13 protein-coding genes are annotated in these 19,765 nt (G+C 71.5%); 2 read left to right on the top strand and 11 right to left on the bottom strand.

Annotation, left to right across the window (positions count from 1 at the left end; translation table 11 throughout):
* Positions 1–317: 317 nt before the first annotated feature.
* From AB0O91_RS32550 to eccD, 9 genes are all read right to left on the bottom strand, one after another.
* Complete coding sequence (locus tag AB0O91_RS32550; protein ID WP_363440935.1) at positions 318–2,003, bottom strand: ribonuclease J; 1,686 nt, start codon at positions 2,001–2,003, stop codon at positions 318–320.
* Positions 2,004–2,174: 171 nt separating this feature from the next.
* Positions 2,175–3,074, bottom strand: coding sequence for a 4-hydroxy-tetrahydrodipicolinate synthase (gene dapA / locus AB0O91_RS32545; RefSeq protein ID WP_363440933.1), 900 nt, complete (start codon positions 3,072–3,074; stop codon positions 2,175–2,177).
* Between the two features lie 213 nt (positions 3,075–3,287).
* Entirely contained in the window at positions 3,288–4,019 is a 732-nt protein-coding gene (gene thyX, locus AB0O91_RS32540; RefSeq protein ID WP_363440930.1) for an FAD-dependent thymidylate synthase, read from the bottom strand.
* Entirely contained in the window at positions 4,016–4,474 is a 459-nt protein-coding gene (locus tag AB0O91_RS32535; protein ID WP_363440928.1) for a tetratricopeptide repeat protein, read from the bottom strand. Before AB0O91_RS32535 ends, thyX begins: the two co-directional genes overlap by 4 nt.
* A gap of 25 nt (positions 4,475–4,499) precedes the next feature.
* Entirely contained in the window at positions 4,500–5,246 is a 747-nt protein-coding gene (gene dapB, locus AB0O91_RS32530) for a 4-hydroxy-tetrahydrodipicolinate reductase (protein ID WP_363440926.1), read from the bottom strand.
* Positions 5,247–5,274: 28 nt separating this feature from the next.
* The gene (locus tag AB0O91_RS32525; RefSeq protein WP_363440923.1) at positions 5,275–6,627 is read right to left on the bottom strand and encodes a pitrilysin family protein; all 1,353 of its coding nucleotides are present in this window, start codon (positions 6,625–6,627) and stop codon (positions 5,275–5,277) included.
* 118 nt (positions 6,628–6,745) lie between these two features.
* Complete coding sequence (locus tag AB0O91_RS32520) at positions 6,746–8,953, bottom strand: polyribonucleotide nucleotidyltransferase (RefSeq protein WP_363440920.1); 2,208 nt, start codon at positions 8,951–8,953, stop codon at positions 6,746–6,748.
* A gap of 459 nt (positions 8,954–9,412) precedes the next feature.
* Positions 9,413–9,703 (bottom strand): 30S ribosomal protein S15, encoded by a 291-nt coding sequence (gene rpsO / locus AB0O91_RS32515; RefSeq protein WP_188302791.1) that lies wholly within the window; start codon positions 9,701–9,703, stop codon positions 9,413–9,415.
* A gap of 200 nt (positions 9,704–9,903) precedes the next feature.
* Positions 9,904–11,364, bottom strand: a complete 1,461-nt coding sequence (eccD, locus tag AB0O91_RS32510) for a type VII secretion integral membrane protein EccD (RefSeq protein WP_363440916.1) — start codon at positions 11,362–11,364, stop codon at positions 9,904–9,906.
* Between the two features lie 411 nt (positions 11,365–11,775).
* Between eccD and eccCa the strand changes: the two genes are divergently transcribed.
* The gene (eccCa, locus tag AB0O91_RS32505; protein ID WP_363440914.1) at positions 11,776–15,720 is read left to right on the top strand and encodes a type VII secretion protein EccCa; all 3,945 of its coding nucleotides are present in this window, start codon (positions 11,776–11,778) and stop codon (positions 15,718–15,720) included.
* A 481-nt stretch (positions 15,721–16,201) separates the two neighbouring features.
* Positions 16,202–17,605, top strand: a complete 1,404-nt coding sequence (locus AB0O91_RS32500) for an APC family permease (RefSeq protein ID WP_363440911.1) — start codon at positions 16,202–16,204, stop codon at positions 17,603–17,605.
* Positions 17,606–17,688: 83 nt separating this feature from the next.
* On the opposite strand, the gene AB0O91_RS32495 is transcribed toward AB0O91_RS32500, so the two are convergent.
* On the bottom strand, positions 17,689–18,978 hold the full coding sequence (locus tag AB0O91_RS32495; protein ID WP_363440908.1) for a hypothetical protein: 1,290 nt from the start codon (positions 18,976–18,978) through the stop codon (positions 17,689–17,691).
* Positions 18,979–19,078: 100 nt separating this feature from the next.
* Positions 19,079–19,621: a SigE family RNA polymerase sigma factor gene (locus AB0O91_RS32490; RefSeq protein ID WP_363440906.1), complete on the bottom strand. Its 543-nt coding sequence runs from the start codon at positions 19,619–19,621 to the stop codon at positions 19,079–19,081.
* Positions 19,622–19,765: the final 144 nt, after the last annotated feature.

The raw sequence follows: 19,765 nt of genomic DNA, 5'->3' as shown, positions 1-19,765 counted from the left end.
TGGCACGCTGTTGAGTTCTCAAGGAACGGACACTTCCTTCGGACCGCCTTCCAGCGGGCCCTCCGGGCGCTTCGTTCTTTCGTGTTTCCAGCTTATCAGATGTTTTCCGCTCCGTTTTCCGGAGTTTCATTCATCCGATTTGGCTTTTGCCTTTCGGCGCTCCCGAACTCTATCAGAGTTTCTCGGTCCGTTTTCCCGGCTGTTCTCGAATTCGCATTCGAGGACTTCCTTGGGGCTCGTCCCGTGGGGCAACCCGGAGAACATTACGCACCGGGTCGCCCCACGTCAAACCAGCCTCAGCAGGCCCGAGTGGAGGCTCAGACCTCGACGACGACCGGCAGGATCATCGGCCGGCGGCGGTAGTTGTCCGCGACCCACTTGCCGATGGTCCGGCGGACGAGCTGCTGCACCTGGCGGGGCTCCAGCACGCCGTCGCTCGCCGAGCGGTCCAGGGCTTCCTGGAGCTTGGCGACGACCGGCCCGAAGGCGTTGTCGTCGATGCCGGAGCCCCGGGCCTGGATGGTCGGGCCACCGACGATCTTGCCGTTGGCCGAGTCGACCGCGACGAAGACCGAGATGAAGCCCTCCTCGCCGAGGATCTTGCGGTCCTTGAGCGAGGCCTCGGTGATGTCGCCGACCGAGGAACCGTCCACGTAGACGTAGCCGGCCTGGACCTTGCCGACGATCCGGGCGACGCCCTTCTCCAGGTCGACGCAGACGCCGTCCTCGGCGATGACCACGCGGTTGCGCGGCACGCCGGTGGCGATGCCCAGCTCGGCCGCGGCCCGCAGGTGGCGCCACTCGCCGTGCACCGGCATCAGGTTGCGCGGCTTGCAGATGTTGAAGAAGTACAGCAGCTCGCCGGCCGAGGCGTGGCCGGAGACGTGCACCTTGGCGTTGCCCTTGTGCACGACCTTGGCGCCCCAGCGGGTCAGGCCGTTGATCACGCGGTAGACCGCGTTCTCGTTGCCCGGGATGAGCGAGGACGCCAGGACGACGGTGTCGCCCTCGACGATGCGGATCTGGTGGTCGCGGTTGGCCATCCGGGACAGCGCGGCCATCGGCTCGCCCTGGGAACCGGTGCAGATCAGCACCACCTCCTTGTCCGGCAGGTCGTCCAGCTGCTTGACGTCCACGACCATGTTGCCGGGCACCTTGAGGTAGCCCAGGTCGCGGGCGATGCCCATGTTGCGGACCATCGAGCGGCCGACGAAGGCGACCTTGCGCTTGTACTCGTGCGCGGCGTCCAGCACCTGCTGGATGCGGTGCACGTGGCTGGCGAAGGAGGCGACGATGATGCGCTTGTCGGCGTTCGCGAAAACGTTTCGCAGCGCGGCCGAGATGTCCCGCTCGTGCGGGATGAAGCCGGGGACCTCGGCGTTGGTGGAGTCCACCAGCAGCAGGTCCATGCCCTCCTCCGCCAGCTTGGCGAAGGTCGGCAGGTCGGTCAGGCGGCCGTCCAGCGGCAGCTGGTCCATCTTGAAGTCACCGGTGGCCACGACCATGCCGGCGGGGGTGCGGACGGCCACCGCGAGGGCGTCCGGGATGGAGTGGTTGACCGCGATGAACTCGCAGTCGAAGGGGCCGATGCGCTCGCGCTCGCCCTCCTTGACCTCCAGCACGTACGGCCGGATGCGGTGCTCGGCCAGCTTCGCCTCGATCAGGGCGAGGGTCAGCTTCGAACCGATCAGCGGGATGTCCGGGTTCTCCCGGAGCAGGAAGGGGACGGCGCCGATGTGGTCCTCGTGCCCGTGGGTGAGGACGATGCCGTCGACCTTGTCCAGGCGGTCCCGGATGTAGCTGAAGTCCGGGAGGATCAGGTCCACGCCGGGCTGCTCGTCCTCGGGGAAGAGGACGCCGCAGTCGATGATCAGGATGCGGTCGCCGTACTCGAGGACCGTCATGTTGCGGCCGATCTCACCGAGACCGCCGAGCGGGGTGATGCGGAGGGCGCCCTCCTTCAGGGCCGGGGGTGCGCCGAGTTCGGGGTGCGGGTGGCTCAAAAGACTCTCCTCACGACGCACGCCATATGCCCGGGGTCCTCCCCCTGGTGACATATGGCGTGCGTACTCAGTGTCGTTTTCCTACTGGGTCGGTGCTCTCGCGCCTTGCGGTCCGGTCCAGCGGCGGACCCTGACGGATCCGGCGAGCCGGGGCGCGCACGTCTGTGTCGGTTACAGGTGTACCCCGCCGGCGGCGAGATCCTGCTTCAATCGGTCGATCTCCTCGGGCGTCGCGCCGACCAGCGGCAGCCGCAGCGGCCCGGCCGGCAGGCCCTGGAGGTCCAGCGCGGCCTTGGTGAGGATGACGCCCTGGGTGCGGAACATACCGGTGAACACCGGCAGCAGACCCTGGTGGATCACGGTGGCCTTGGCCACATCGCCGGCCAGGTAGGCCTCGATCATCGCCTTCAGCCCGCCGGCCACCACGTGCCCGACGACGCTGACCACGCCGGCCGCCCCGACGGACAGCAGCGGCAGGTTCAGGATGTCGTCGCCGGAGTACCACGCGAGGTCGGAGCGGGCGATCGCCCAGGCCGCCGCCCCGAGGTCGCCCTTGGCGTCCTTGTTGGCGACGATCCGCGGGTGCTCGCCGAGCCGGACCAGGGTCTCGTGGCTCAGCGCGACCCCGCTGCGGCCCGGGATGTCGTACGTCATGACCGGCAGGCCGGTGGCGTCGGCGACCTGCGTGAAGTGCCGGTACAGGCCCTCCTGCGGGGGCTTGTTGTAGTACGGGGTGACGACCAGCAGGCCGTGCGCCCCGGCCGCCTCCGCCTGGCGGGCCAGCTCGACGCTGTGGCGGGTGTCGTTGGTGCCCACCCCGGCCACCACGTGGGCACGATCCCCGACCGCCTCCACCACGGCACGGACGAGCTGGGCCTTCTCGGCGTCGCTGGTGGTCGGGGACTCACCGGTGGTGCCGTTGACGACGAGACCGTCGTTCCCGGAGTCGACGAGGTGCGTGGCGAGGCGCCGGGCGCCGTCGATGTCGAGTGCGCCGTCGGCGGTGAACGGGGTGACCATCGCGGTCAGCACCCGGCCGAACGGCGTCTGGGGGGTGGAGGTCGGAGCCATGCGTCCAAAACTACTCGTATGCGGTGGGGTGCCCTCCACGCCGGTCCATGGTTCGGACAGGTGGAGCCGGCCGGGGTGGGGAATGGGATTCCGGTGCTGCCCGCTCGGGGGTTCGGGCAGCACCGGAATCCGTGGTCACGAATGTAGGGAGCGGCTAGAAAAGCCGCAATCCAGACATGCGGGACACACTGCCCATATGCCCGTCGTCCCAGGTCAGGGGGCGACCCGGCCGTGCTTCTCGAAGGCCGCATGGGTGAGCGGCATGAGCTGCGCCCACTGCTCCTCCATCTGCTCCGCGACCATCTCGATCTCGCGCTGCGGGAAGGACGGCACCGCCGAGTTCTCCCGCCGGGTGCGCAGCGAGAGGAAGTGCATCAGCGAGCGGGCGTTGCAGGTCGCGTACATCGACGAGAACAGGCCGACCGGCAGCACCGCCCGGGCCACCTCGCGGGCCACGCCGGCCGCCAGCATCTCCTGGTAGCGGGCGTAGGACTCGCGGTACGCGGCCTCCATCGCCCCGGTGGTGGTGCTGTGCTGCTCGGGGGTGCCCTGGTGGAACTCGTACTTGCCCGGACGGCCCTGCTGGACCAGCTTGCGGTCCTCGCCCGGAACGTAGAACACCGGCTCCAGCTCGCGGTAGCGGCCGGACTCCTCGTTGTAGGACCAGCCGCTCCGGTGCCGGTGGAACTCCCGGAACACGAAGATCGGCGCGCTGATGAAGAAGGTCATCGAGTTGTGCTCGAAGGGCGTGCCGTGCCGGTCGCGCATCAGGAAGTTGATCAGGCCCTTGGACTTCTCCGGGTCCTGCTGGAGCGCCTCCAGGGACTGCTCCCCCGCGGTCGAGACCCGGGCCGACCAGATGACGTCCGAGTCGGCGGCGGCGCTGCGGACCAGCTCCACCGTCACCTCGCTCCGGAAGCTGGGGGCCGTCGGTTCGTCGCTCACGCGTTACTCCTTGCGGGTTCGGTGCTGTGCAGCTTGATGGCGTGCTGCATGGTCTTGCGGGCGCGCGGGGTGTCGCCGGCGTCGGCGTAGGCCACGGCGAGGCGGAACCACACCCGCCAGTCGCCCGGCTCGGCCTCCGCCTCGGCCCGGCGACGGGTGAACACGGCGTCGGCCGAGGCCCGGTCGATCCGTCCGCCCTTGCTGCGCTCGAGCTCGTCGACCGGCAGCCCGCCCTCGGCCTCCAGCTCGCGGGCGAGCTGCTCGCTGGCCCGGCCGAAGCGGACGGTCTGGCGCAGGAACCAGACGCCGATCACCGGGATGACGAAGGCGCAGAGGCCGATGCCGATGCCGAGCGGCTTGCCGGTGGCGACCAGCTGGACGCCCTCCCCCACGCAGACGAGGGCGACCAGCAGCAGCACACCGGACAGGACGAAGAAACCGGTACGGGAGGTCATGCCGCGCTCCTGGGGATCGTCACGGTCACAGGTCCAGGAAGTGTTCGAGGCCGAAGGTCAGCCCCGGGGTCTCGACGACCTTGCGCACGCCCAGCAGGATGCCCGGCATGAAGCTGCTGTGGTGCAGCGAGTCGTGCCGGATGGTGAGCGTCTCGCCGGTGTCGCCGAACATCACCTGCTGGTGGGCGAGCAGGCCGCGCAGCCGCACGGCGTGCACCGGCACCCCGTCCACGTCGGCGCCGCGCGCGCCGGGCAGGCTGTGGCTGGTCGGGTCCTGCTGCTTCGGGCGGCCGGCCTCGGCGCGGGCCGCGGCGATCAGCTGGGCGGTGCGGGTGGCGGTGCCGCTCGGGGCGTCGGCCTTGCGGTCGTGGTGCAGCTCGACCACCTCGACCGACTCGAAGTAGCGGGCGGCGACCTGGGAGAACTTCATGCCGAGGATCGCGCCGATGGAGAAGTTGGGCGCGATCAGCAGGCCGAGCTCCGGCGCGTCGGCCAGCCAGCCGCGGACCGTCGCGAGCCGCTCGTCCGTCCACCCGGTGGTGCCGGTGACCACGTGGACGCCGTGGTGCAGGCAGAAGTCGAGGTTGCCCATCACCGAGTCCGGGTGGGTCAGTTCGACGGCGACCTGGGCCCCGGCCGCGGTCAGCTCCTCGAGCTTCGAGCCGCGGCCCAGGGTGGCGACCAGCTCCAGGTCCGGCGCGGCCTCGACGGCCTTGACCGCCTCGGAGCCGATCCGTCCGTTGGCACCGATCACGGCGACACGCAGCGTCATTGCGGAATTCCTCTCGGGGAAGGCGAACTCAGACGAGCAGATCGGCGAGCCGGGCGGCCCGCTTGTCGTTGACCGGTCCGATCAGCGCCAGGGACGGCCGGTACGCGCCCAGCACATCACGGGCCACCGCGTGGACGTCGTCCAGGGTCACCGCGGCGATCCGCTCCAGCATGTCGTCCACCGACAGGTGGTGCCCGTAGCTGAGTTCGGCCTTGCCGATCCGGTTCATCAGCGAGCCGGTGTCCTCCATGCCGAGCACGGTGGAGCCGGAGATCTGGCCGATCGCGCGGTGCAGCTCCTCCTCGGTGATGCCCTCGGCGACCACCTTCGCCAGCTCGTCGCGGCAGATCCGCAGCACCTCCTCGACGCGCTTGGGCTGGCAGCCGGCGTAGATGCCGAACAGGCCGCTGTCCGCGTAGGACGAGGAGTACGAGTAGACCGAGTACGCCAGGCCGCGCTTCTCCCGGACCTCCTGGAACAGCCGGGAGCTCATCCCGCCGCCCAGGGCCGCGTTGAGCACGCCCATCGCCCAGCGACGCTCGTCGTGCCGGGGCACCCCGGGCACGCCCAGCACCAGGTGGGCCTGCTCGGTGGAGCGGTTGAGCACCTCGACCCGGCCGGCCGTGCGCAGCGCCTTGACGCCGCGGCGGGCCTCGGCGGGCGCCGCCGTGGAGCGGGCCAGCACCGGGGCGAAGGCCTCCTGCACCTGCTTGACGACCTTGCGGTGGTCCAGGTTGCCGGCCGCGGCGACGACCAGGTTCTCCGGACGGTAGCGGCGGTGGTAGAAGCCCGCGATCTGCTCCCGGGTGAGCGCCTTGATGGTCTCCTGGGTGCCGAGGATCGGGCGGCCGAGCGGGCCGCTGCCGTAGATCACCCTGGCGAACAGGTCGTGGACCACGTCGCCCGGGTCGTCCTCGGCCATCGCCATCTCCTCGAGGATGACGCCGCGTTCGGCGTCCACGTCCTCGGTGCGGATCAGCGAACCGGTGAGCATGTCGCAGACCACGTCGATGGCCAGCGGCAGGTCGGTGTCCAGGACCCGGGCGTAGTAGCAGGTGTTCTCCTTCGCGGTGAAGGCGTTCATCTCGCCGCCGACCGCGTCCAGGGCCGCCGAGATGTCCAGCGCGCTGCGCCGCTCGGTGCCCTTGAAGAGCAGGTGCTCCAGGTAGTGGGTGGCGCCGTTGAGCTGCGGGGTCTCGTCCCGCGAGCCGACGCCGACCCAGATGCCGAAGGTCGCGGAGCGGACCGTCGGCAGGGTCTCGGTGACGACCCGCAGGCCGCCGGGCAGAACGGTCCGGCGCACCGTGCCGGCGCCGTCGACGCCCTTGAGCAGGGTCCGGGTGGTGCCGGGACGCTGCTTTACCGCCGGGGCCTGGGCCACGGTGGGTACCTCCAGAGGAAACGCACGTGGAATGGCACGTACGGACGAACGCGTGGACAACGGGGTGCGGCCCGCACGCCGTGGGGCGTACGGGCCGCAGGGGTCAGCTAGCGGCGCTTCACTCGGAAGCGGCCTCGCCGGCCTCCTCGCCCTCGACGACCGGGATCAGCGAGAGCTTGCCGCGCGGGTCGATCTCGGCGATCTCGACCTGCACCTTGGCGCCGACGCCGAGGACGTCCTCGACGTTCTCCACGCGCTTGCCGCCGGCCAGCTTGCGGATCTGCGAGATGTGCAGCAGGCCGTCCTTGCCCGGCATGAGCGAGACGAACGCACCGAAGGTCGTGGTCTTGACCACGGTGCCCAGGTAGCGCTCGCCGACCTCCGGCATGGTCGGGTTGGCGATCTGGTTGATCGTGGTGCGGGCGGCCTCGGCGGCCGGGCCGTCGGCGGCACCGATGTAGATGGTGCCGTCGTCCTCGATCGTGATCTCGGCGCCGGTGTCCTCCTGGATCTGGTTGATCATCTTGCCCTTGGGGCCGATGACCTCGCCGATCTTGTCCACCGGGATCTTGATGGTGATGATGCGCGGCGCGTTCGGGGACATCTCGTCGGGCGAGTCGATGGCCTCGTTCATCACGTCGAGGATGTGCAGGCGGGCGTCGCGGGCCTGCTTCAGCGCGGCGGCCAGCACGGAGGCCGGGATGCCGTTCAGCTTGGTGTCCAGCTGCAGCGCGGTGATGAAGTTGCGGGTACCGGCGACCTTGAAGTCCATGTCGCCGTACGCGTCCTCGGCACCCAGGATGTCGGTCAGCGCGACGTAGTGGGTCTCACCGTCGATCTCCTGGGAGATCAGGCCCATGGCGATGCCGGCGACGGCGGCCTTCAGCGGCACACCGGCGTTCAGCAGCGACATGGTCGAGGCGCAGACCGAGCCCATCGAGGTGGAGCCGTTGGAGCCGAGCGCCTCGGAGACCTGGCGGATGGCGTACGGGAACTCCTCGCGGGTCGGCAGGACCGGCAGGATGGCGCGCTCGGCCAGGGCGCCGTGGCCGATCTCGCGGCGCTTGGGCGAGCCCACGCGGCCGGTCTCGCCGACCGAGTACGGCGGGAAGTTGTAGTTGTGCATGTAGCGGCGACGCGTCTCCGGGGAGAGCGTGTCGAGCTGCTGCTCCATCCGGAGCATGTTCAGCGTGGTGACACCCAGGATCTGGGTCTCGCCGCGCTCGAACAGGGCCGAGCCGTGGACCCGCGGGATGGCCTCGACCTCGGCGGCCAGGGTGCGGATGTCGGTGACGCCGCGGCCGTCGATGCGGACCTTGTCCTTGATGACGCGCTCGCGGACGATCTTCTTGGTCAGCGCGTTGTAGGCGGCGCTGATCTCCTTCTCGCGACCCTCGAACTCGGGGAGCAGCTTCTCGGCCGCGACGGCCTTGACGCGGTCCAGCTCGGCGTTGCGCTCCTGCTTGCCCGGGATGGTGAGGGCCTGGGCGAGCTCGTCCTTGACGGCGGTGCTCAGCGCGGCGAGGACGTCGTCCTGGTAGTCCAGGAAGACCGGGAACTCACCGGTGGGCTTGGCGGCCTGGGCGGCCAGCTGGGCCTGCGCGGCGCACAGCACCTTGATGAACGGCTTGGCGGCGTCGAGGCCGGAGGCCACGACCTCCTCGGTCGGCGCCTCGGCGCCGCCCTCGACCAGCTTGATGGTCTTGTCGGTGGCCTCGGCCTCGACCATCATGATCGCGACGTCGCCGTCCGGCAGGACGCGACCGGCGACGACCATGTCGAAGACGGCCGACTCCAGCTCGCTGTGGGTCGGGAAGGCCACCCACTGGCCGTTGATCAGCGCGACGCGGACGCCACCGATCGGGCCGGAGAACGGCAGGCCCGCCAGCTGGGTGGAGGCGGAGGCGGCGTTGATCGCGACCACGTCGTACAGGTGGTCGGGGTTGAGCGCCATCACGGTGACGACGACCTGGACCTCGTTGCGCAAGCCCTTGACGAAGGACGGGCGCAGCGGGCGGTCGATCAGGCGGCAGGTGAGGATCGCGTCCTCGGACGGCCGGCCCTCGCGACGGAAGAACGAGCCGGGGATGCGGCCGGCGGCGTACATCCGCTCCTCGACGTCCACGGTCAGCGGGAAGAAGTCGAAGTGCTCCTTCGGCTGCTTGGACGCGCTGGTGGCCGACAGCACCATGGTGTCGTCGTCGAGGTAGGCCACGGCGGAGCCGGCGGCCTGACGGGCCAGGCGGCCGGTCTCGAAGCGGATGGTACGGGTGCCGAAGGAACCGTTGTCGATCACGGCCTCGGCGTAGAACACGTTCTCTTCCACCTGGAAGATCTCCTCTTTCGTACGTCTCCGGGAGAGCGTCCCCGCGCGTTGCCGGGGTCGGCCCTGGGGCCCTCCTGCCAGGGAGGGCGGCAGTCGGGCCGGTCTTCGATCGAAGCCTCCGGGGTGCCCCGCTCGGCTGCGGGGGTTCCGGGGGCCACTACCGAGGACCGGCGCCTCACGGCTGCCGGGCCGGGACGGGCGGTCCGCGTCTGGACGCTCTCTCGGATGCGGGCGGCTTCCGTTTGAAGCCTTCGTCCCGCGGGGGGTTCGGGCTTTCTGCCCGGGTGGCGCGCTGCTGCGCAGTGCCATCACCCGGCATGCCCACAACCCTACGGTGCAATCCTCGGCCACCTGGGGAGGTGCGCGCGAGTTGTTATGCCAGGGTGCCGCGGTCGAACCGCCGCGGCATACGCGCGAGGGGCGGCTCCCCGGTGTGGGGAGCCGCCCCGAGCGGCGGTCTTAGCGGGCGCCGCCGGCGGCACCGCGACGGATGCCCAGGCGGTCGACGAGCGTACGGAAGCGCTCGATGTCCTTCTTGGCCAGGTACTGCAGGAGGCGGCGGCGCTGGCCGACCAGGATCAGCAGGCCACGACGCGAGTGGTGGTCGTGCTTGTGGAACTTGAGGTGCTCGGTCAGGTCCGAGATACGGCGCGACAGCATGGCGACCTGGACCTCGGGGGAGCCGGTGTCGCCCTCCTTCTGGCCGAACTCGGCGAAGATCTGCTTCTTGACGTCAGAGGCGAGAGCCACTGCAACTCCTTCAAGGTCTACCGAGCGGTCCTGGTCGACTGCACAGGACTCTGCGAGAACTCGGTGTCGTGAGCACGGCCCGCGGTCGGCTGCCCACGGGGTGGGCGGACACATGGCTGCGCTCGGTGGCCAAGCGTACCAGTGCGGCCCACCCCGCCGGGCGGGGGTGGTCGGACGCCCGGCGGCGGCCGGGTGGGCGCTCAGCCGGTGGCGCCGCGGACCAGCCGGTAGACGTCGAGCACGGCCAGCGCCAGCGGGACCAGCGAGATCAGGGTGAGGCTGTCCACCAGGTCCAGGATGCGCCCCCAGAACGGGGAGACGCCGAGCCGGGGCACCACCAGGGCGATCGCGGTGAGCAGGGCGGCGCCGAAGGCGATGGAGGCGGTCAGCCAGACGGTGCGCAGGTCGAGCTCGGTGCCGGAGCCGGCCGCGCGCAGGATGAACTGCGGGGTGTGCAGGGAGAGGCCGACGATCAGCAGGCACAGGCCGAGCAGGCCGGCGACGGTGAGGCCGAGGACCTGCGCGGTGTAGCGGAACAGCCGGGCGCGCAGCATGGTGGCGAGGCCCAGGGCGAGCGCGAGCAGTTCGGGGAAGGTCCGGTCGGTGAAGGAGAGGACGGCGCAGGCGCCGACCACGACCGCGGCGCAGCCGCCGACCAGGCCGACCAGCACCTCGTGGCCGCGGCGGGCCTGGTGGGCGATCCGCTCGTACTGGACGGCCTCGGCGCGCTCGGCCTCCTCGTCGTAGTCGCGGCTGCGGGTGCGGGTCTGGCCGGGGGCGCTGAAGCCGACCGGCAGCCGGGCGAAGCGGGCGGAGAGGCCGGGCAGGAAGCCGACGGCGGCGACCGCGGCGACGCCGGTGACGGCGGCGATGTGGCCGGCCGGGGTGCCGGGCATCAGGACGGCGGCGAAGGTGGCGAGGGCGCCGGCGGCGGCGACGAAGGCGGCGGCGACGAACACCGCGTCCCGTTCCGGCAGCAGTCCGGCGAGCAGCACGGCGATCACCAGGACGGTGACGCAGCCGGTCAGGAACTGGAGCCGGCCGGGGCCGTCGCCGGGGTGGGCGACGGCGAGGACGCCGCTGCCGGCGATCATGGCGTGCGGCAGGGCGCCGAGGCCGAGCGCGACCGCGGCGTGCGGGTCCCGGTAGACCCGGGCGCGCACCCCGGCGAGCGCGGTGAGCACGACGGCGGCGACGCCGGCCAGGACGCCGGGCAGGCTGTGCATGTCGTGGCGCAGGTCGGAGAACCAGAGCGCGAAGCCGAGCAGGGTGAGCAGCACCCCGGCGCCGATCAGGCCGAAGCCGCGCATCAGGTCGACGGTCCAGAACCGGCGGTCGGCCTCGACGGCGCTGGCGATGGCGTCGGCGACGTCGTCGTAGACGGCGGGCGGCAGCGATTCGGCGAACGGGCGCAGCGCCAGCAGGTCGCCGTCGCGGACCTGTTGGGCGGCCAGGGACAGGCTGCTGTCGAGCACGGTGCCGTCCCGGCGGACCAGGTGGAAGCCGGTGGGGGTGCCGTCGGGCTGGCTCTGGTTGGCCAGCCGCAGCACCTCGGGGTAGACGTCGGCGAGGGCGACGTCCTCGGGCAGGGCGACGTCGATCCGGCGGTCCGGGGCGACGACGGTCACCCGGCAGTAGCCCGTGGCGGCTGTCGCTGTCACGGCCGCACCTCGATCCTTCGACGCACTGGGCGCTCCCCCTGGGTTGACGGTGCCGCGGCACGGTGGCGCGCGGTGGGTGGCTGTGGAACCGGCCCGGCCGGGCCGCGAGTTGGCGCGGCGTTACCCTACCCGCTCGGTTCGTGCCCGGTGCCGCTGCGGGACGGGGCCCGGCGGGCGCTGCGGGACGCGGCCCGACGGGCGGTGCCGGGCGGGGCCCGGCGGGGCTCGGCGGGCGGTGCGGGGTCTGGCGGGCGGTGCGGGGGCGCCCGTTAGGATCGGCGCCTGCGCACGGTGGTACGGGGGCTGCGCTGTGTGGGGCGTCCTCAGCCACGGGATCCCGTACCGGAGCCGGCGCAGTCGCGTGAGGGCTGATGCCGAAGTGATCGATCGACGCCGCGGGGTGGATGACGCATGGGTGTGATCACGGTCAAGCGACCGGCCAGGGCCTACCCTCCGACGGTGCCGGACGAGCCGGTGGAGCTGGTCGGTCCGCCCGAACTGCCCCGACAGGGCCATGAGGACTGGCTGATGAGCGTCCTGCCGATGCTCGGCATGGGCGGCTCGGCGGTGTTCTTCTTCTCCCCCGGCGCGGCCGCCCCGATGAAGATCATGGGCGGTCTGATGATCGTCTCGACGATCGCCATGGTGCTGGCCCAGATCGTCCGGGCCCGCAGGGGCGGCTCGACCGCGATGGCCGACGAGCGGCGCGACTACCTCAAGTACCTCCAGCAGACCCGCCGCCAGGTGCGCCGCACGGCGGAGAGCCAGCGCGGCGCGCTGCTGTTCCTGAACCCGGCGCCGGACCAGCTCTGGTCGATCGTCGAGGACGGCCGGCGGCTGTGGGAACGGCGCACGGCGGACGGCGACTTCGCGCAGATCCGGGTCGGCCTCGGGCCGGTGCAGCTGTCCACTCCGCTGGTGGCGCCGCAGACCGCGCCGATGGACGAGCTGGAGCCGATGTCAGCGGCCGCCATGCACTCCTTCCTGAAGGCGCACGGCACCCTCCAGGACCTGCCGCTGGCGGTCTCGCTGCGGGCGTTCTACCACATCACGGTGTGCGGGGACCCGGACTCGGTGTACGGGAACGTGCGCGCGATGATCGCCCAACTGACCACCCTGCACTCGCCGGACGACCTGCTGGTCGCGGTCGCCGCCGCGCCCGGCGCGGCCGAGGAGTGGGACTGGACCAAGTGGCTCCCGCACAACCAGCACCGCAAGGAGAGCGACGGCGCGGGTTCGCGCCGGCTGAGCGCCACCGACCTGGGCGAGCTGGAGTACCTGCTGCAGGACGAACTGTCCGGCCGCCAGCGCTTCGTCCGGGACGCGGCGCCCGCCGCGGACCAGCCGCACCTGGTGGTGGTCATGGACGGCGCCGGGGTGCCGCACGACTCGGTGCTGGCGAGCCCCGAGGGCGTGCAGGGGGTGACCGTGATCGAGGTCGTCCCGGGCGAGGTGGACGAGCCCAGCGGGCACCTGATGGTGACGGTCACCCCGCAGGAGCTGGTGCTGCGTTCGGCCTCCGGGGCGACCTACACGGGCAAGCCCGACCTGCTCTCGCCATGGCAGTCCGAGGCGCTGGCCCGGCAGTTGGCGCCGTACCGGGCCTCGGCCGGCGGGGACGACGAGCCGCTGCTGTCCAACCTGGACTTCACCGACATGATGAACTCGGGCGACCCCGGCTCCTTCGACGTGGCCCGCAGCTGGCGCCCGCGCGCGCAGCACGAGCGGATGCGGGTGCCGATCGGCGTCGGCGCGGGCGGCGAGCACGTCTACCTGGACATCAAGGAGGCCGCGCTGGAGGGCATGGGCCCGCACGGCCTGTGCGTCGGCGCGACCGGTTCCGGCAAGTCGGAGCTGCTGCGCACGCTGGTGCTGGCGCTGGCGATGACCCACTCCTCGGAGACGCTGAACTTCGTGCTCGCCGACTTCAAGGGCGGCGCGACCTTCCTCGGCATGGCGGACATGCCGCACACCTCCGCGGTGATCACCAACCTGGAGGGCGAACTCACCCTGGTCGACCGCATGCGCGACGCGATCGAGGGCGAGCTGCACCGCCGCCAGGAGCTGCTGCACCGCTCCGGCAACTACGCCAACATCCACGAGTACGAGCGGGCCCGGGCGGCCGGCGCGGCGCTGGACCCGCTGCCCTCGCTGGTGCTGATCATCGACGAGTTCTCCGAACTCCTCACCGCCAAGCCCGACTTCATCGAGATGTTCATCCAGATCGGCCGGATCGGCCGCTCGCTGGGCGTGCACCTGCTGCTGGCCTCGCAGCGCCTGGAGGAGGGCAAGCTGCGCGGCCTGGACACCTACCTGTCGTACCGGATCGGTCTGCGCACCTTCTCGGCGGCCGAGTCGCGGGCGGCGATCGGCGTACCGGACGCCTACCACCTGCCGCCGGTGCCGGGCGTCGGCTACCTGAAGTTCGGCGAGGACGTGATGGACCGGTTCAAGGCCGCGTACGTCTCGGGGCCGTACCGGGCGCCGGGGCAGCAGCGGTCGACCGGCGGGCGGCGGGCGAACGCCCGGCCGGTGCGGTTCACCTCGGCCTTCGTGGAGCTGCCGCCGGCCCCGGTGGAGGAGGAGGCGCCGCAGGCTCCGGAGCAGGACGACGCGCTGGTGGACACCGTGCTGGACGTGTTCGTGCAGCGGATGTCCGGCCAGGGGCCGGCCGCGCACCAGGTGTGGCTGCCGCCGCTGGACGAGGCGCCCAGCCTGGACCACCTGCTGCCGCCGCTGCAGGTCGTCCCGGAGCGCGGGCTGACCGCGCCGGGCTACCCGGGCGGCCGGCTGCGGGCGCCGATCGGCATCGTGGACAAGCCGCGCGAGCAGAAGACCGACATCCTGGAGGTCGACTTCTCCGGGGCGGCCGGCCACGGCCTGGTGGTGGGCGGTCCGCGCTCGGGCAAGTCCACCGTGCTGCGCACGATGACGGCCGCCTTCGGCCTCACCCACACCGCGCGCGAGGTGCAGTTCTACCTGCTGGACTTCGGCGCGGGCAGCTTCCAGTCGCTGACCGGGCTGCCGCACGTCGGCGGGGTGGCCGGGCGCCTGGACGTGGACAAGGTGCGCCGGATGGTCTCCGAGGTGCACGGGGTGATGAACCGGCGCGAGGAGCTGTTCCGGGCCGCCGGGATCGACACCATCGCGACGTACCGGGCCCGCCGGGCGGCCGGGCAGCTGCCGGACGAGGCCTTCGGCGACGTGTTCCTGATGATCGACGGCTGGAACACCTTCAAGCAGGAGTTCGAGGGGCTGGAGCCGGTCATCGGCGACATCGCCCAGCGCGGCCTCGGCTACGGCGTCCACCTGGTGATCACCGCGGCCCGGTACGCGGAAGTCCGCCCGGCGCTGAAGGACCTGCTGCAGAACCGCGTCGAGCTGCGGCTCGGTGACGCGATGGAGTCCGAGGTGGACCGCCGGGTGGCGCAGAACGTCCCGTCGCTGGCCGGGCGGGGCATCACCGCGGAGCGGCTGCACTTCCTCGGCGGCCTGCCGCGGCTGGACGGCGCCTCCTCGGTGGAGGACCTCCAGGACGGCGTGGCCGGGCTGGTCGGCGCGGTCGACGGGGCCTGGACCGGACCGCGCGCCCCGCAGGTGCGGATGCTGCCGGCCGTCCTGGACGGGCACGCGCTGCCGAAGGGCTTCGAGCACCCGGAGCGCGGGCTGTGCTTCGGCGTGGACGAGGCCGAACTGGCACCGGTGTTCGTCAACTTCGAGACCGACCCGCTGTTCATCGTGTTCGGCGACACGGAGTCCGGGAAATCGGCGCTGCTGCGGATGCTGGTCAAGCAGATCACCGAGCGCTACACGCCGGAGCAGGCGGGCATCGTGGTCGGCGACTACCGGCGCGCCCTGCTGGGCACCGTCCCGCCGGAGTACCTGGTGGAGTACGCCGCCGCCCAGCCGTCCATGGCGGCCATCGTGGACATGCTGCGCGGGGCCTGCGCCCGCCGGCTGCCCGGCCCGGACGTGACCGCGGAGCAGCTGCGCAACCGCAGCTGGTACACCGGCAAGGACATGTTCGTGGTCGTCGACGACTACGAGCTGGTCGCGACCGGCTCCGGCAACCCGCTGGCGCCGCTGGCCGAGTTCCTGCCGTTCGCCCGGGACATCGGCCTGCGGGTGATCGTGGCCCGCAGCGCGGGCGGCGCCGGGCGCTCGCTGTACGAGCCGGTGCTGCAGCGGATGCGCGAGCTGGGCGGCCAGGGCGTCATCCTGTCCGGCAACCGGGACGAGGGCGCGCTGCTGGGGACGGTCAAGCCGCAGGCGCTGCCGCCGGGCCGCGGGGTGTTCGTGTCACGCCGGGTGACCGGCGGGCAGATGGTGCAGACGGGCTGGCTGCCGGCCCAGTGACGGTGCCGGGGAGCCGAACCGTCCACTACGGACGGTGACCGAAGGGGTCGGACTTGCGGAGTCCGGCCCCTTCGGCGTCCCAGGTGCTGAAACGTTACCTAGATCTTTCCGGCGCGGGGCTGCGGTTCCCGTACCCGACCTGCGAGTTGTCGCACCGCACGGGGCCACCTGGGCGTAATGCCGTCCGACTCAGGTACGGCCTTTGATTGATGGCTTGCAACAGACTGTTTACCTTTGATTCATGCCCATTGTGGCCAAGGTAACAAGTCGGACAAACAGCGCGATGACCGTAAGTGATCATCGGATCGCATGTCTATGCCGTTCACCGCAACGGATTCCGAAGCAGTTCCGGCGTTGACGCAATCAATACGCCCAAGGTTCCATGGCGGCCCGGGAGCGACCGGACCAGACCCGAGCAACCAGCCAGCGGAGGCGATACCCGCTCCCCTTCCAGGACCGTTCAGAGCCGATCGGATGCCACATGACCGACACGCTTCGCCCGCCACAGACCGTAGCCGCCACGGCGGACGGGGCGGTCGCGCCCCAGCAGCTCAAGCGCTCGATCGGCGTCGTGGGCGGCACCCTGCTCACGCTGTCCTGCGTCACGCCCGCGTCGACGCTCTTCGTGATCGTGCCGGAACTGTTCTCCAGCATCGGCAGCGCCACCGCCCTGGCCATCGCCATCGGTTCGGTGCTCTGCATCGCGGTCGCGTTCTGCTACTCCGAGCTGGGCACCCTGATCCCCAGCGCCGGCGGCGAGTACGCGATGGTCGGCACCCTGGCCGGACGGCTCGCGGGCTGGCTGGTCTTCATCCAGTCGCTCATCGTGGTGATGATCGTCCCCTCGGTCATCGCCCTCGGCACCGCCGACTACCTCGCGCCCGTGCTGCACGTCGACAAGCCGATCGCCGGCGCCGCCGTGATGCTCGCGGCCACCCTGGCCGGCCTGCTCGACCTGCGCGCCAACGCCTGGATCACCGGCATCTTCCTGGTGCTGGAGGTCATCGCGGCCGGCGTGGTCTCCGTGCTCGGCTTCGCGCACGCCAACCCGGAGCACGCCAGCCTGCTGCACGGCGTGGTCGCCGGGGACGGCGGCACCACCACGACGGTCGGCATCGGCGCCATCGTCGGCGCGCTCGGCATCGCGCTGTTCGCCACCCAGGGCTTCTCCACCGCCGTCTACCTCTCCGAGGAGCTGGAGAACCCCCGCCGCACCGTCTCCCGCACCGTGCTGTGGACCCTCGGCCTCTCCAGCGCCATCATCCTGGTCCCGGTCGCGGCCATCACCATGGGCGCCCCCGACCTGCAGAGCCTGACCGACGGCGACATCTCCGGCATGGTCACCGCCTGGAGCAACTCCGCGGTCGGCACCTTCATCAGCCTCTGCATCGCGCTGGCCATCATCAACGCCGGCATCGTCATGGTCATCCAGAACTCCCGGGTGCTGTTCGCCTCCGCCCGCGACAAGGCCTGGCCCGAGCCGGTCAACAAGGCCTTCGGCACCCTCGGCCGGTTCGGCTCCCCGTGGATCGCCACCCTGGCGGTCGGCCTGCCCGGCGCCGCGCTGTGCTTCGTCAAGGGCGAGCTGCTCAGCAACATCACCGGCGTCGCCGTCACCGCGATGTACCTGCTGGTCGCCATCGCCTCGCTGCTCTCCCGCCGCGGCCACCACAAGCACGCCGCCGCCTGGCGGATGCCGCTGTGGCCGGCCGTCCCGATCCTGCTGATCGTCGTCCTGGTCTACGTCATGACCAAGCTGGACGCCGAGCCGCTGCTGTGGACCGGCGGCATCACCGCCGCCGCCACCCTCTACTGGCTGCTCTACCTGCGCCCCCGGCAGGACACCCGCTGGGTGATCACCCTGCCCGAGGACCAGCGGGACTGACCCACCGACCCCCACCCCTCCCCCACCCGACGGTGCCCCGGCCCTCCCCCGAGGAGGCCGGGGCACCGCCGCGTCCCGTGCGGTTACTTCCCCAGCTTCCAGACCGGGGCGGCCGCGATCGCCTGCATCTGGTCGTCGGTCAGCACCGGGGCCTTGCGGGTCGCCGGGGTCTTCTGGGTGCCGCTGTTGAACGAGCTGATCACCACCCGCAGGCCGTCCGGGTGCAGGGTGTCCACCGTCCACATGCCCGGGTTGCCGCCCTCCTTGCGGGCCACCGCCTTCGTGCCGTCCGGCAGCGTCCGGGCGGTGCCGAACAGCTCCTCCTTGGTCTTGTCGCTCCCGCGGCTCCAGTCCTGCACGTTCAGCTGCACCAGGGACTTGCCCTTGCCGTCGTCCAGCACGAAGTTGGCGTAGCCGGTGCCGTCGCTGCCGGTCTCCGTCTCGGTCAGCCCGCCCGGCAGCAGCTTGGCGGTGGTGTCCAGGATCTCCTGCGCGGTGTAGACCGTGCCGGGGTCCGGCAGCTTGACCGGCTTCGGCTCCGGGATCGAGGCGATGACCGCGTCCCAGGCCTTGTCGGTGACGATCGCCCTGAGCTGCTCCGGCGACAGCGGCGGGGTCGGACGGCTGTCCGGCGCACCCTTCTCGGCCGGCGCGTTCCACTCCGACAGCTCGATCTGCCGGCCGTCCTGACCGATCAGCTTGGCGTTCCACCACTTGGTGGAGACGTGCCTGTCCGGGTACTCGTAGCCCTGGAGGACGGTCAGCGAACCGCCGCCCGGCAGGCCGGTGGCGGTGCAGGCGTCGTACGGGACCAGCTTCTTGTCCGGGCAGGTGTTCTGCGCCCGGTTGGGGTCGTTCGGCGCCAGCCGGGTCAGCGAGATGCCCATCGCGGCCTGGCCCTGGCCGTCGTCGAACAGCAGGGTGGCGCCCGCGTAGACGCCCCCGCCCGGCTTGTCGGTGGGCTCGGTGCCGGTGCCCTTGCCGTCGGTGACCCGGCCCTTGGGCAGCAGGGCCTGGAAGGCCGCCAGCACCTCGGGCCCGGTGACCGGCTTGGCGGTGGGCGCGGCGGCCGAGGCCGGGGTCAGGGCCGTACCGGCCGCGGACGGCGCCGCAGCGGTGGAGGCGACGGCCACCGTCGCCGTACCGGCCGACGAACCGCTGCCGGTCAGGTACACCGCACCGGTGCCCACCAGGGCCAGCGCGGCGGCGCCGCCCACCACCGCGGCGGTCGAACGGCGGCGCCAGCGGCGGCGGCCGCGCTGGTAGCCGCCCGCGACCAGCGCGGCCCGGTCGGCCTGCTCGGGGTGGAAGCCCTCACCGGTGCGGGTGAGGGCGTAGAGAAGATCGTCTTCGAACTTGTCCGGCTCGGACATGGCGGATCACCGTCTCCTTGGGTCGCGGAAGTGCCAGCGGACTGGGTGTGGGAAGGGCGTTCGGCTAGGACGTTCGGGTAGGGCGTTTCAGCGGGCCGGTTCAGCGGGCGCCGAGTTCGGCCAGCGCGTCGCCGAACTGGGCGCGCAGCCGGGCCAGCGCCCGGGTGGTCCTGGTCCGGACCGCGCCGGAGGAGGTCCGCAGCATCTCGGCCGTCTCCTCGACGCTGCGGTCCTCCCAGTAGCGCAGCACCAGCACGGCCCGGTCCTTGGCCGGCATCCGCCCGAGCGCGTCCAGCAGGGTCAGCCGCAGACTGCTGTCCGCGTCGTGCCCCTCCGGCTCCGGCAGGGCCTCGGTCGGGCGCTCGCCGCTGGAGCGGCGGCGCTGCTGGGCGATGAAGGTGCGCACCATCACGGTGTGGGTGTAGGCCGCCGGATTGTCGATCCGGTGCCGGCCGCCCGTGTAGGCGCTGCGCCGCCAGAGCACGTACATCCGGCTGAAGGCCTCCTGGACGAGGTCCTCGGCGTAGTGGGTGTCGCCGCTGGTGAGCAGACAGGCCGAGCGGTAGAGGTGGCCGGTCCGGCTGGACACGAGGTCCAGGAACTCGGCGTCCTTGGCCTCGCGGCCGCCCCCGATCCAGCCCATCGCCGTCGCTCCCCCGCGTCCGTGTGCCCCCTGACACGTGTTGGATGCGGTGAACGGGCGCCGGTGTTACAGACGTTCCACGGTATTTCCCCGAACACCTCGCCGACGGGTCGCGGGCGGGCCGATCGGGTCGGTCGGCCGGGC

The sequence above is a fragment of the Kitasatospora sp. NPDC089797 genome, from assembly GCF_040684795.1.
Taxonomy (GTDB): domain Bacteria; phylum Actinomycetota; class Actinomycetes; order Streptomycetales; family Streptomycetaceae; genus Kitasatospora.
The sequence above is the reverse complement of the archived record's forward strand: the minus strand, read 5'-3'. Positions and strand labels throughout refer to the sequence as shown.

Bases quoted from the DNA above. Each gene is read 5' to 3' on its own strand.
- AB0O91_RS32495 (WP_363440908.1), bottom strand. From the start codon at position 18,978: ATGTCCGAGCCGGACAAGTTCGAAGACGATCTTCTCTACGCCCTCACC.
- AB0O91_RS32500 (WP_363440911.1), top strand. From the start codon at position 16,202: ATGACCGACACGCTTCGCCCGCCACAGACCGTAGCCGCCACGGCGGAC.
- dapB (WP_363440926.1), bottom strand. From the start codon at position 5,246: ATGACGCTGCGTGTCGCCGTGATCGGTGCCAACGGACGGATCGGCTCC.
- AB0O91_RS32490 (WP_363440906.1), bottom strand. From the start codon at position 19,621: ATGGGCTGGATCGGGGGCGGCCGCGAGGCCAAGGACGCCGAGTTCCTG.
- dapA (WP_363440933.1), bottom strand. From the start codon at position 3,074: ATGGCTCCGACCTCCACCCCCCAGACGCCGTTCGGCCGGGTGCTGACC.
- AB0O91_RS32535 (WP_363440928.1), bottom strand. From the start codon at position 4,474: ATGACCTCCCGTACCGGTTTCTTCGTCCTGTCCGGTGTGCTGCTGCTG.
- eccCa (WP_363440914.1), top strand. From the start codon at position 11,776: ATGGGTGTGATCACGGTCAAGCGACCGGCCAGGGCCTACCCTCCGACG.